15 protein-coding genes and 1 tRNA gene are annotated in these 12,584 nt (G+C 66.9%); 4 read left to right on the top strand and 12 right to left on the bottom strand.

Features of this window, described 5'->3' with window-relative positions:
* The first annotated feature begins 19 nt into the window (after positions 1–19).
* Positions 20–1,276 (top strand): D-alanyl-D-alanine carboxypeptidase family protein, encoded by a 1,257-nt coding sequence (locus QM732_RS04265; protein ID WP_415654949.1) that lies wholly within the window; start codon positions 20–22, stop codon positions 1,274–1,276.
* Between the two features lie 67 nt (positions 1,277–1,343).
* On the opposite strand, the gene QM732_RS04260 is transcribed toward QM732_RS04265, so the two are convergent.
* From QM732_RS04260 to QM732_RS04250, 3 genes are all read right to left on the bottom strand, one after another.
* Positions 1,344–2,033: a glutathione S-transferase gene (locus QM732_RS04260; RefSeq protein ID WP_415654948.1), complete on the bottom strand. Its 690-nt coding sequence runs from the start codon at positions 2,031–2,033 to the stop codon at positions 1,344–1,346.
* A 57-nt stretch (positions 2,034–2,090) separates the two neighbouring features.
* Entirely contained in the window at positions 2,091–2,573 is a 483-nt protein-coding gene (locus QM732_RS04255; RefSeq protein WP_415659335.1) for a GreA/GreB family elongation factor, read from the bottom strand.
* A 614-nt stretch (positions 2,574–3,187) separates the two neighbouring features.
* A complete protein-coding gene (locus QM732_RS04250) occupies positions 3,188–4,111 on the bottom strand; it encodes a LysR family transcriptional regulator (protein ID WP_415654947.1) in 924 nt (307 codons plus the stop codon).
* A 100-nt stretch (positions 4,112–4,211) separates the two neighbouring features.
* Between QM732_RS04250 and wrbA the strand changes: the two genes are divergently transcribed.
* The 3 genes from wrbA to QM732_RS04235 all read left to right on the top strand — a co-directional run bounded on the left by wrbA (position 4,212) and on the right by QM732_RS04235 (position 6,833).
* Positions 4,212–4,850 (top strand): NAD(P)H:quinone oxidoreductase, encoded by a 639-nt coding sequence (gene wrbA, locus QM732_RS04245; protein WP_415654946.1) that lies wholly within the window; start codon positions 4,212–4,214, stop codon positions 4,848–4,850.
* 38 nt (positions 4,851–4,888) lie between these two features.
* Positions 4,889–6,169: an MFS transporter gene (locus QM732_RS04240; RefSeq protein ID WP_415654945.1), complete on the top strand. Its 1,281-nt coding sequence runs from the start codon at positions 4,889–4,891 to the stop codon at positions 6,167–6,169.
* A gap of 226 nt (positions 6,170–6,395) precedes the next feature.
* Positions 6,396–6,833, top strand: coding sequence for a YybH family protein (locus tag QM732_RS04235; protein WP_415654944.1), 438 nt, complete (start codon positions 6,396–6,398; stop codon positions 6,831–6,833).
* 367 nt (positions 6,834–7,200) lie between these two features.
* Here QM732_RS04235 and ureC read toward each other — a convergent pair whose 3' ends face one another.
* From ureC to QM732_RS04190, 9 genes are all read right to left on the bottom strand, one after another.
* On the bottom strand, positions 7,201–8,919 hold the full coding sequence (ureC, locus tag QM732_RS04230; protein WP_415654943.1) for an urease subunit alpha: 1,719 nt from the start codon (positions 8,917–8,919) through the stop codon (positions 7,201–7,203).
* Positions 8,916–9,221 (bottom strand): urease subunit beta, encoded by a 306-nt coding sequence (locus QM732_RS04225; RefSeq protein ID WP_415654942.1) that lies wholly within the window; start codon positions 9,219–9,221, stop codon positions 8,916–8,918. Before QM732_RS04225 ends, ureC begins: the two co-directional genes overlap by 4 nt.
* Complete coding sequence (locus QM732_RS04220) at positions 9,221–9,796, bottom strand: HupE/UreJ family protein (protein WP_415654941.1); 576 nt, start codon at positions 9,794–9,796, stop codon at positions 9,221–9,223. The genes QM732_RS04225 and QM732_RS04220 overlap by 1 nt, the downstream gene beginning before the upstream one ends.
* 6 nt (positions 9,797–9,802) lie before the next feature.
* Entirely contained in the window at positions 9,803–10,105 is a 303-nt protein-coding gene (gene ureA, locus QM732_RS04215) for an urease subunit gamma (protein WP_415654940.1), read from the bottom strand.
* A 10-nt stretch (positions 10,106–10,115) separates the two neighbouring features.
* Entirely contained in the window at positions 10,116–10,697 is a 582-nt protein-coding gene (locus QM732_RS04210) for a nitroreductase (protein WP_415654939.1), read from the bottom strand.
* On the bottom strand, positions 10,694–11,563 hold the full coding sequence (locus tag QM732_RS04205) for a putative selenate ABC transporter substrate-binding protein (protein WP_415654938.1): 870 nt from the start codon (positions 11,561–11,563) through the stop codon (positions 10,694–10,696). The genes QM732_RS04210 and QM732_RS04205 overlap by 4 nt, the downstream gene beginning before the upstream one ends.
* A gap of 31 nt (positions 11,564–11,594) precedes the next feature.
* The gene (locus QM732_RS04200) at positions 11,595–11,975 is read right to left on the bottom strand and encodes a DsrE family protein (protein ID WP_415654937.1); all 381 of its coding nucleotides are present in this window, start codon (positions 11,973–11,975) and stop codon (positions 11,595–11,597) included.
* Positions 11,975–12,415 (bottom strand): glycine cleavage system protein H, encoded by a 441-nt coding sequence (locus QM732_RS04195; protein WP_415654936.1) that lies wholly within the window; start codon positions 12,413–12,415, stop codon positions 11,975–11,977. The genes QM732_RS04200 and QM732_RS04195 overlap by 1 nt, the downstream gene beginning before the upstream one ends.
* Before the next feature lie 69 nt (positions 12,416–12,484).
* Positions 12,485–12,580 (bottom strand) — tRNA-Sec (locus tag QM732_RS04190).
* Positions 12,581–12,584 lie beyond the last annotated feature (4 nt).

The following is a 12,584-nucleotide window of genomic DNA, read 5'->3' as shown; positions in this document are numbered from 1 at the left end:
CTTGAATTCGCACCTGTCCATGATTTCCCGCCTCCCCTCCGCATCTCTGCTTCCCGTCGTTATTGCCAGCGCGCTCCTCGTCGCGGCGCCCACAACGGCCCACAGCGCTCAGCATGCCAAGCAACGCGCTGCGGTGCAAAAGCAAAAGAACAAGGCTGCCGCAGCGGCCGAACCTGCCATGACCACCGACGCCAACGGGCGGTTGGTGCCGGTGCTCGCCAACAAAGCCTGGGTGGTGATGGACTTCGACACCGGACAGGTGCTGGCCTCCTCGAACCCCGATGAGCCGCTGCCGCCTGCATCGCTCACCAAGATGATGACCAGCTACCTGGTGGAGCAGGGCCTCAAGAGCGGCAAGCTCAAGCCCACCGACCAAGTCACCATGAGCCTCAGTGCCTGGTGCCGCGGCGGCAAGGCGGGCGACAGTTGCATGTTCGTGCCCCTCAACGCGCAGGCATCCCTGATGGACATGCTGCGCGGCGTGGTTATCGCCAGCGGCAACGACGCCTCCAAGGCCTTGGCCGAACACATCGGGGGCTCGGAGTCCGGCTTCGTGGCGATGATGAACGCCGAAGCCCAGAAGCTGGGCATGACCAAGACCCAGTTCGCGAATGCGGCGGGGCTGCCCGACCCCAACAACAAGGCCTCGGCTCGCGACCTGGCCGTGCTGGCGGCAGCCATCATTCGCAACAGCGCCGAGTACTACTCGCTCTACGCGGAGCGCGAGTTCACCTACAACGGCATCAAGCAGGGCAACCGCAACGCGCTGCTGTACACCGACCCCACGGTCGATGGCCTCAAGACCGGCCACACCGAAGAAGCCGGCTACTGCCTGACCGCCTCGGCCAAGCGCAACGGCATGCGCCTGATCTCGGTCATCATGAACGCGGACAGCAAGCAGGCCCGGGCGGACCAGACCCGCGTGCTGTTCAACTGGGGCTACGCCAACTTCGAGCAAGCCACGCCTGCGCAGGCCGGCGCGACGCTGGCAAGCGCCAAGGTCACCTACGGCGTGGTACCCACGGTCAATGCGGGCGTGGCACAGGCTTGGAGGTTGGTGGTGCCAAAGGGTCAGGCTGCCGCCGTCCAGACCTCCGTCGCGCTGAATCCTTCCCTCGAGGCGCCAATAGCCAAGGGCGCCGTGATCGGCAAGATCGTCGCCACCGCCAACGGCAAGCCGTTGGGCGAGGCCCCGATCATTGCGCTTGCAGACGTGGAACGTGCCGGATTCTTCGAGCGCCTCCGTCAGCGAGTCGTCGGCTGGTTCTCGAAGTGACCGGACGAGGCTGGTTCAACGCTGCTGCTCGAAGCGGTCGTTGGCGGCCTTTGCCGGCAGCCAAGAGCTAGAGCGGCGGAAATCGATTCGCACCTTCCGCGGGCAACTGGTACATGCACGCGACGAACAGCGGGTTGACGAGCCAGCCGCTCAGCCATGAACGGAGCGATGGCAGCTCCAGCGTTGCAAACCATGCCGGCTCCACCGCGGCGAACTGGCGGACGAACGGCAACACGGCCAAGTCGGTGGCGCATGGCGTAGATCCGCCAAGACAGGGCGCGCCGTGCAGCCGCACCTCCAGCGGTCGCAGAAGCACGTCCAGTGCCCTGTCACGGTGTGCTTCTGGCGCGAGGTCCCCCCTCGCGTAGCGCTGGGGGTACTTCCAGCGGTCCAGGTGATGCTTGAAGTCACCGTCGTTTCGCTGCATGAGGTCGAGGTTCTCCGGAGACTGTGCTCGCGTCCACCAGTCCTGCGCATCGGGCGCTGCCAGCGCCCAGCGCATGATGTCCCAGCTCTCCTCGATCACGCTGCCATCGGGCAACTGCAGTACCGGCACCGTAGCCTTGGGAGACAAGGCCAGCAAGCTTGCCGGCTTGTCGCGCAAGCTCACCTCCACCGCTTCGAAGGCCCGCCCGGCTTGCAGCAGCGCCATGCGTGCGCGCATCGCGTAGGGACAGCGGCGAAAGGTGTAGAGCAGCGGCAAATGCGCGCCTGGCGGAGGCAGAGGTGCGTGCGAAGTCAGCGTCGGAGCGTGCATGGGCAAGGGCCGTGCGGTTGCACGATCAAGTCGAGTCGGTGTGAACTTGCTTGCGGGCTAACGAACCCCCAGCACCTCAAAAAGCTGTCGTCCTGGAGGGATCTGCAGCGACACCTCGTCACCCTCGAATTTGCCCAGCATGGCTCTACCCAGCGGGGCGTCGCCGCTGATGACGTGAACGATCTGATCGCCACTGGTCAACTTCATGCTGCCCCCATCCGGGCCGAGAAAGAACTGTTGCTGCTTGTCCTCGGGATCGACCAGGCAGACCAGCGCGCCGATCTGTATGCCTTTGCTGGCGTCATAGGAGCCAGGGCGAAACTGGCGCCACCTCGTCATCGCCTGCCGGATGGCGTCGGCGCGCCGGGCCTGGCCGGTGGCCAGGTAGGCGGCTTCGAGTCCCAACGTGTCGTACTTGTTTTCTGCGATGTTCTCTTCGTGAGTCGCCGTTTCATGGGCCGTCCGCGCTGCCTGTTCGGCCTGTCGCAAGTCGTCGGCGAGGCGTTCCAGCACCTGCTGCCGAAGCAAGAATTTATCCATGATGAAGAGTAGGCAGCTTGATCCAGCGGGAGCGTCTTGATTATGAAGGGCGCCATCATCCGCCGACTCTGCAATCACCATGGCAACAGGCACGATGAAGCCATTGACGACGATGAACGCCAGGAGCTCCTGCAGATCGGGAGCGCAAGTCGAGCGACTGCCTTCAGGCGGGCCATGGCCACGGGCGATCGGCTTCAACGGGTCGACATGTGCGGCTGAAGCCGGCCATCAACAGTCATTCGCGTCGTCCGCGAAAACTCCGCTGCGGCATGCCGGCGAAGGTTAGCTTTAGGGCGGCGAAATTGAGTGCCGCGTCGGCTCGACCCGGCCAGAAGCGGACGATCACGAACGGCCACAGCGGGATGCCGGAACGGCGCACAGGAGCCCTTGCGCGGTGCGCGACTTGTCCCGGCCTTGCCCAGCCGGCTGTTCTCTTCGGCATCTTCAAGTCGTTGACGCCAGCAGGATCCGTCCACTCAAGCGGTCACACCGTTGCCCAGCCCGGGATGTGCCTACCAGAGCCGCCGTGGCAGCGTACCGGCAAGCCTCTTGGGAAGCATGAAGCGGCGATGCGCGTAGGTCCCGTTCGAGGCTTGAACGGAAGCGGCCGCACCTCAAGCGTCGCGAACCGCTGCGTGCCGAGCCAGCAGTTCGTCGCGAAGCGCAGTCGCCGCAGGACCGCGCGCCCGGTCGCGCCGGTGCACCACGTATGCCTGCTCGCGCGACTCGGCCGCCGGTCCAAGGCTGCGCGAAGGAAGCTTCACGAGCCGCCCGTCGTCGAGTGCCTTCTTCACCGTCCACAGCGGCAGCCGGCCCCAGCCGAGGCCGGCCTCGATGAGGGCCAGCTTGGCCTCCTGCGTGCTGACGCGACAGGTCTGCGGCGATAGCACGTTGAAGTCGCGTCCTGTCGACATCGGCGTCGGGTCGCTCAGCACGATCTGCAGGTGCTCGGTGACGTCTTCCAGCTGAACGCGTGCGCGCGGGCGAATGCGGTCGGCGAGCGCATGGCTCGCAGCAACGACGGGCACGACGGCGACGGTGCCCAGCGGTTCCTTGGTCAACCGGGCATCGTTCAGGTCGTCGCCGACCGTCACCGCCAATGCGCAGCGGCCGTCCAGCAAGGCCACGATCGGCCCCCCCAGGGGCGCAACCTGCAAGTGCGGGCGCACACTGGGATAGCGGTGGTGCACTGCGAGCAAGGCCTCGCCGAAGAGCGGCAACGGAAACAACGTATCGACGGCGACGGGCAGCTCGAGCTCTAGCCCCATGCCGACGCCTTGCGCGCGTGCTCGCATCGTGTCGACCTTGAGCAAGACGGCGCGCGCGTCTTCCAGCAATGCGATTCCGGCCGGCGTGAGCATCGGGCGCCGCCCGCTGCGGTCGAACAGCGAGAGTTCGAGCTCGGCCTCCAGGCTGGCCACGGCATGGCTCACCGCCGATTGCGCACGCCGAAGCCGCGCCGCCCCTGCACGGAAGCCGCCGGCTTCAGCGATGGCAACGAAGGTGCGCAACTGGCCTAGGGTCAAGGTGTCGATCATTGATCCACTCCATCGATCGTTTGGTTCGAAATTATGCGGCTTCCGTCGATCGGATCCAGGGCTCAAAGTGCGCCCGTCAAACTTGCATGGAGGAAGCCACATGACGATCCGACCCCGTGTGCTGGTGCTGTACTACTCTTCGTACGGGCACGTGGAAGCCCTGGCGCGCGCGGTGCGCGACGGCGCCGAAGAGGCTGGGGCAGAGGCGCGGCTCAAGCGCGTGCCCGAGCTGGTGCCGCCGCCGGTGGCCGAGCGGGCGGGCTACAAGCTGGTGCAACCCGCGCCCGTTGCACGCGTCGACGAGCTTACGGAGTACGACGCCATCATCTTCGGCACGCCCACGCGCTTCGGCACGATGGCAGCGCAGATGAAGAACTTCATCGACCAGGCGGGCGGGCTGTGGGCGCGGGATGCGCTGGTCGGCAAGGTGGGCAGCGTGTTCACCTCCACGGGCTCGCAGCACGGCGGGCAGGAGGCCACGCTGCTCACGAGCCATGTGCCGCTGCTGCACCTGGGCATGCTCGTCGTCGGGCTGCCTTACAGCTTCAAGGGGCAGAACCGCATGGACGAGGTGACGGGCGGCAGTCCCTATGGAGCGTCGACCATTGCCGACGATGGGCAAGGCGGCGATAGGCAACCCAGCGCGAACGAGTTGGCGGGCGCGCGCTTCCAGGGCGCTCATGTGGCGTGCGTGGCGCGCGACTTGTTGCTCGGGCGGCAGGCCCGGGAGGCGGCATGAACGCCCCGCACGCCGCGACCCGCGCATCGCCCTGGCCCATGACCCTCCTGCTGGTCGGAGCCGGACTCGTCTCCGCCATGCAACTCGGCAAAGCGCCGGCGGCAATGCAGGCGGCGCAGGCCGCGTTCGACCTGCCGCTGGAGCGGGCAGCCTTGCTGCTCTCCGCCTTCGGCGTCGTCGGCGCATTGTTCGGCATTGCCATCGGCACGGCGACCGACAGGCTGGGCGCACGTCGCGCACTGGTGGCCGGTCTCGCATTGCAGGGCGCGGCATCGGCTGTCGGCGCCGCGGCTCAGGATGCGACAGTGCTGATCGCGAGCCGGCTGGTCGAAGGCGTCGGATTCCTCGCCGTGATCGTGGCCGCGCCCGCGTTGATCGCGCGTGTCGTTCCTGCCTCGCGCGCCGCAGGACCGATGGCGGCCTGGAGCACCTTCATGCCCGCCGGCATGGCGCTCATGCTGCTCGCCTCGCCGTGGCTGCTGGCCGCGGGCTGGAGGGCGCTGTGGTGGGTGGGCAGCGGGCTCGCATTGGGCTATGCAGCACTGGCCGCATGGCGCGCACCGCGCGAAGGGACCCAGCGCCCGCCCTCACGAGGCAGTGCCCTGCCGTTGCATCGCACATTGCTCGCGCGCGGCCCGCTCGCACTGCTGTTGTTGTTCATGCTGTACGCGGGCTCGTGGTTTGCCTTGTTCGGACTGTTGCCGGTCGTGCTGGACGGCGGCTTGGCCGCTACGCCGGCGCAGGCCAACATGCTGACCGCGCTCGCCATCGCGAGCGGTGGCGCCGGCAACCTGGCGGGCGGCGCCCTGCTCGCGCGAGGCTTGCGGCCCGCCTCACTGGTGGCGGGAGCGCTCGGCGTGTGCGCTCTGCTCGCGCTTTCGGTGGCCATGGAATCGCTCGGCGCCTGGCCGCGTTACGGGCTCGTCGTCGCGTTCGCCACGGTGTCCGGCCTCGTGCCATCGGCGCTCTTCGCCGAGGTGCCGGCGCAGGCACCGCATGCGTCAACCCTAGGCCTCACGCTCGGGATGATGATGCAAGGCAACAGCCTCGGCTTGGTTGCCGGTCCGGCGGCTGGCGCTGCGCTCGCCGCCGCGGGGGGCTGGTCCGCGCTGGCTGCCGGCGTGGCCGCGTTGGCGGGGACGGGCATCGTGGCCGCGGTGTGGTTGTTGCCCAGGCCCGTGGCCGCCATGCAAGTTCCGCGGGCCACCGAAGCCGTATCGCAGCACGCTCATCACCGCCCCGCGGCAAGCAGGCGCATAGGGCCTCCCGCAACCGGGGCCGATCGCGCGCGCCCCGGTTCGCGACAGCACAGCGTATGAACGTGCCATGGTCCTGTGACGCGCGTGCGCTTCGTTGAGCCGCAGCGGGCGTTGTCCAGTGCGGACGAGTGCACGATGGCGACGAAGTTGCGCCTATCGTCCCCTGTCCGAACGCGGTGACGCCGCTACCAGTCGTGCATCCGTCTCGGGCTCAGCCAAGGCGGCCCGCAACCACAACGCTGCGCCACCCCGGAGCGCAGTTGATCTTTCGAGATTGGAGCAACACTTGAATCGAACCGAACAACGTGCAGCTGTGCTTCGCTTTGTGGAAACGGTCGAGACAGCGATGTGGAACCGCGATGCCGATACATTCTTGAGTCTCTTCCGACCCGATGCTGTCTGGACCAATCCCTTCGGGCGCAGGCTGACCGGATTGGACGAGATCGCAACGTTCACACGTCAGGGCCTGGCCGCCACACCGCCCGACAGCTTTGCGACCTATGAGCTGGAGCATTTGCAGTTTCTGGGCGAGAACGTCGCCGTGGGCAACGTTCGGACACGTGCGGTGACTGCGAACAGAGTCCCTGTACCGGGCGAGAGTGACGGCACAAAACTGTACGTTCTGGCGCATGAAGAGTCCGGCTGGAAGTTCGCCGCGGCTCACAACATTCTTGTCAACGAGACTTCGATCGCCGCGCAACGAAGGGCCCTCGAGGGGAAGTAGGGCCACGTAGACGACCACTAATCCGAGGCCGGGAGAATGGGCGTGATTACCACAGTCGGGCAGCAGTGATCGAGCACAAGGAGCTCAGTCAGGAACTGGCGCGGCGCGCCGCTGCCTCGTCTGTGGTGGATCCCGCTGCATAAGTATCAGACCAGCTGAAGCTTCTGTCTGTGACCGCCGCTCTCGCGAGCGAATGTCCGCAGTGGGTCGTGACCGTGAGTCCGAGCGGAAGCGAAGCCATCATTGGAGCTGCATGAACCGTCTCAGGAAGGCCACGGCAGCAGGACCTCGAAAGTCCACCGTTCCGACCAGCGACTGATGCAGGGCGGAATCCGCCGAATCACAGCCCTTCAGCCAAAACAAATCATCAGAACAAGAAGTACCGCTGCGCCATCGGCAACTCCTTCGCCGGCTCGCAGGTCAACAGCACGCCGTCCGCCCTCACCTCGTAGGTCTGTGCGTCGATCTCCATGGTCGGCAGGTAGTTGTTCAGCACCATGTCCGCCTTCTTGACCGACCGGCAGCCCTTCACCGGCACCAGTGTCTTGCCCAAGCCCAGCTTCTCGACGCTGGCCTGGCCCGCCTGGCTGACGAAGGTCAGCGAGCCCTGCGACAGCGCCCCGCCAAAGCTGCCGAACATCGGTCGGTAGTGCACCGGCTGCGGCGTGGGGATAGATGCGTTTGCATCACCCATCGCGGCGGCGGCGATGAAGCCCCCCTTCAGGATCAACGACGGCTTGACGCCGAAGAAGGCAGGCTTCCACAGCACGAGATCTGCCCACTTGCCGATCTCGATGCTGCCCACCTCGTGGCTGATGCCATGTGCCAGAGCTGGGTTGATGGCGAGCTTGGCAAGGTAGCGTTTCACACGGGCGTTGTCATTGCCGGCGCCATCACCGGGCAAGGCACCGCGCTGCACCTTCATCTTGTGCGCGGTCTGCCAGCAACGCAGGCTCACCTCGCCGACGCGGCCCATGGCCTGCGAATCGGAGGAGAACATGCTGATGGCACCGAGGTCGTGCAGGATGTCCTCGGCCGCGATGGTCTCGCGGCGGATACGGCTCTCGGCGAACGCCAGGTCCTCGGCGATGCCCGCATCCAGGTGATGACAGACCATCAGCATGTCGAGATGCTCGTCAAGCGTGTTGACGGTGAACGGCCGCGTCGGGTTCGTGGAACTGGGCAGCACGTTGGCCTCGCCCACAACCTTCATGATGTCCGGCGCATGGCCGCCGCCAGCGCCTTCGGTATGGAAGCTGTGGATGGTGCGGCCCTTGAACGCCGCGATGGTGTCCTCGACGAAGCCGCTCTCGTTCAGCGTATCGGTGTGGATGGCGACCTGGGTGTCGGTCAGTTCGGCAACACCGAGGCAGTTGTCGATGGCTGCGGGCGTGGTGCCCCAGTCTTCGTGCAGCTTCAGGCCGATGGCGCCAGCGTCGATCTGCTGCATCAGGCCTTCGGGACGGCTCGCGTTGCCCTTGCCAAGGAAGCCCAGGTTCATCGGAAAGGCCTCTGCGGCCTTCAGCATGGTCGCGATGTGGCTTGGGCCAGGGGTGCAGGTGGTGGCCAGCGTGCCGGTGGCGGGGCCAGTGCCCCCGCCGATCATCGTCGTCACGCCGCTCATCAGCGCCTCTTCGATCTGCTGAGGGCAGATGAAGTGGATGTGGGTGTCGATGGCGCCGGGCGTCACGATGAAGCCCTCACCCGCAATGATCTCCGTGCCGGGGCCGATGACGATGTCCACGCCGGGCTGCACGTCGGGGTTGCCGGCCTTGCCGATGGCCGCAATGCGGCAGCCCCGCAAACCGATGTCGGCCTTGACGATGCCCCAGTGGTCGAGGATGACGGCATTCGTGATGACCGTGTCGACGGCGTCACCAGGGGAAGGACCATTGGGCCGCTGGCTTTGACCCATGCCGTCGCGCACGGTCTTGCCACCGCCGAACTTGACCTCCTCCCCGTAGCCACCCGAACGCAGCGTCAGGTCCTGTTCGACCTCGATGACGAGAGCGGTGTCGGCCAGGCGCAGCTTGTCGCCCACGGTAGGACCGAGCATTTCGGCATAGGCGCGGCGGGAGATCTTCATAGCTTGCCCTGCACAAGGCCTCGAAAGCCCCAGACGGCGCGGTCGCCCGACAGCGCAACCAGCTCCACGGTACGCGTCTGCCCCGGCTCGAAGCGCACGGCGGTGCCGCTGCAGATGTTGAGCCGCATGCCACGCGCCGCCTCGCGGTCGAAGGCCAGCGCCGCGTTGGTCTCGGCGAAGTGATAGTGGGAACCGACCTGGATGGGCCGCGTGCCGGCATTGGCGACCTTCAGCGTCAGCGTACGCCGGCCGGGGTTGAGTTCGTGTTCACCCTCGGCGGTGATCAACTCGCCCGGGATCATCAGGCAGCTCCGCTCAGGCGTGCGACCGCCAGTGCGGCGACGCTGGCGCCCAGCAGCGCGCGGGCCAGCAACGGTGCGTTGCGCAGCTTCCAGCCCATGGCCAGCCCCGCGCCGTGCAGCACCAAGGTGCTGAGCACCATGCCCCCCAGCGCAGCGACGCCCTGCAGCTCCAGCCCGTGCGCGGCGCCGTGGCTGAACGCCAGGATGGCTGCGGTGGCAGCCCCCGCCACCGCCGGCATGGCCAGGCGCAGAGCCACCAGCAGGCCCAGCACCGCCAGCGATACGGTGATAGCCGCTTCCATCGCGGGCATCTGCCAGCCGGTGAACATCGACAGCAGCGCCCCGGCCAGCAGCGACGCAGCGAAGGCGATGGGCGCACGCAGCGGGTGCTTGAGCGCCATAGCACTCCAGATACCCACGGCCAGCATGGCGGCGAGGTGGTCGGGCCCCGTCAACGGATGCATCACGCCGTCGACGAAACCGTGCAGGTGGCCCGGCTCCCCGGTGTGGGCCTGGGCGGCGGTGGCGGCGGTCGCGAAGGCGAAGGCGGCGAGCCCGCGGTGCAGTGTCTTCATGGGCGTTCAGGCAATGGGTTGATGGACGGTGACCAGCTTGGTCCCGTCCGGAAAGGTCGCTTCGACCTGGATCTCTGGAATCATCTCGGGCACGCCATCCATGACGTCGGCGCGGGTCAGCACCGTGCGGCCTTCACTCATCAGCTCGGCCACGGTCTTGCCGTCGCGGGCACCTTCAAGGATGGCGGCGCTGATCAGCGCGACGGATTCCGGGTAGTTGAGCTTGAGCCCGCGGGCTTTTCGGCGTTCAGCAAGCAACGCCGCGGTGAACAGCAGCAGCTTGTCCTTCTCTCGGGGTGTCAGTTCCATAGTTGCACTGTCACTTGCAAGGCGGGTGCCAGTCGATCAACACCTGCCCGGGATGGGGCTTGCGGGCCAGGCCGGCGGGTTTTCGCATTGGCGTGCCCAGAGCGATCCAACCCAGTAAGGTCTCACCCGGCTCGCAGAACGCAGCGGCGATGGTCGGGTTGCGTACCTTGGCGCCGCTGAGCATCTTGCCGCCGAAGCCCAGCAGATGCGCGGCCGTCAGGAAGTTGCTGATCGCGCCTCCCACGGCGGCCCACTGCTCGTGCGCAGGCACCTGCGGGTGGCCCAGGTCGATGCGGGCGACGACGGCCACGGTCATCGGCGGGCGCAGCGCACGCTCGGCATCGAGTGCTGCACCCTCCTCGCCCTTGCCCGCGTCGCGGGCGGCGTTGGAAAACAGGATGGCCATGCCCTGTTTTGCATCGCCACGCACCAACTTGAAGCGATATGGCACCAACTCGGCATGGTCGGGTGCGCGCAACGCGGCCTGCACCATCAATGCCAGTTGGGCGTCGCTGGGTCCGGGCTCGACGAGATGCTTGGGGCCGACCGAATAGCGGGCCAGCAGGGCCTCAAGCGCGGACGGGATGATCACTTCAGCAGACCGGCGTTCTCTGCGGCGGCCTTGATGCCGCTGTAGTTCTCGGGCTTGCTGGGAATGAACCTGGTGGCGCGCTGCAGGCCCAGGATCTCCTTGCCCTGCGGCGTGGCCGGGTCCAACGCCAGGAAGGCAGCCTTGATCTTGTCCTGCAGGGCCTGCGGCATCTCGGCGTGCACCGACCAGTTGTAGTCGTAGTAAGGCGGCGTCGTGTAGAAGACCTTGACCTGCGCCGGGTCCACCTTCTTCTCAGCGACGAACTTCTCCCAGACCGAGATGTTCAGCGCACCCGCATCCACCTTGCCGCTGGCCACGGCGGCGATGGTCGCATCGTGCGCGCCACTGAAGGCCACACGCTTGAGGTCCGCGTCCGGGTTGATCTTGGCGGCCAGCAAGAAGCTGCGCGGCATCAGGTGGCCGGAGGTGCTGCTCTGCGAGCCGAAGGACAGGGTCTTGCCTTTGAGGTCTTCCAGCCTGGCAATGCCGCTCCTGGCGTCGGTGATGAAGACGGAGCGGAACTTCTCGTCCTCCTCGCGCTGCACCAGCGGGACGATCTTGCCGCCCGATCGCACATTGGCCTGCACGAAGGTGAAGCCGCCGAACCAGGCCAGGTCGATCTTCTTGTTGACCACGGTCTCGACGGCCGCGGCGTAGTCCGTCACCGGCGTCCACTCGACCTTCATGCCGAGCTTGCTCTCCAGGTACTGGCCCAGCGGCGCGAACTTGCGCGCCAGCTCCGTGGGCGACTCATCGGGAATGGCGGTCACGCGCAGCACTTGCTGGGCCTGCGCCGCCACGCCGGCCAGCGCCAGCGACATCACCACACCGCGCGCCAGACCGGCGACGACACGAGAGAGGGCCATGTGAGTTCTCCTGAGGGTCGAGGTTGAGGTGTCAGAACACCAGGGTCGCCCACGCCGAATGGGCGGCGCGGGAAGCAAATTGGACCGCGCCACCGTGACGGCGGGCGACCGGGATCAGGTCGTCGTGCGTCAGGCCCTGGGCCGCGAGTGCGTCGGAGCAGGCAAGGAAGCGCGCGCCATGCGCCAGCGCGTCGTCCATCCAGTCGCCGATCGTCTTGTCGAAACGCTCCGACGCCCGCAGCGCGCCGGCCACGCCGGGCTTGAGCAGCAGCACCGCACGGGCTGTGAAGTAGACCTCCACCTGCATGTCCAGCGCCGCCGCCGCCGCCGCATGCGCGAACGGCGTGGCCAGGCGCACAGGGTCGCCGGGATCGGCGGCCCAGAGCAGGATGGCGAGTCCGGCGCGCTTCATCACGCACCGTCCAGCCGGTTGAGCAAGGCCCATTGCGCCATTGCCTCGCGAATGGCGCCCTCGTCGATGGCGAGCCGCGACTTCTCGTCATCCAGACGGGACGGATCCAGCTCGGCCAGCCAGCCCGCGTCGTAAGGTGACTCGTGGACCAGTTCGGGCCGATCCTCCAGCGCATCGTTCACGCGCGTGACGACACCCGACAGCGGCGACTTCACCGCCACGATGGATTTGGACAGCTCGACGACACCGATGGAACGCCCCTGCTCGATTTCGCTGCCCAACGGCTTGGGCCGGCACATGTAGATCTCGCCCGAGGCCTTCAGGCCCAGCGCCGTGATGCCGATGCGGACCCGGCCGCCCGCAAGGGGTTGGGCCCAGGTCTGGTCCTCGGGCCAGAGCCAGAACCCGGCCGGCAAGGCCATGACCGCAGCGTCCGTCATCGTCCGCAACCCTCATTGAGCACGACACAGAGCAGATATGCGCCCGCACGGCAGGCGAGGCCGCGCGAGTGGCGGAAAGAGGAGGGAGTCGAACCCACCCAGCGGCGCGTGGCGCCACCCACCGGGTTTGAAGCCCGGCCGACACACCGGTGTCGTTCTCTTTCCATGA

Source organism: Roseateles sp. (assembly GCF_047654805.1).
In the GTDB taxonomy this organism is placed as follows: Bacteria; Pseudomonadota; Gammaproteobacteria; order Burkholderiales; family Burkholderiaceae_C; genus Pelomonas.
Note: the sequence above shows the minus strand (reverse complement) of the source record. Positions and strands in the feature narration are given on the sequence as shown.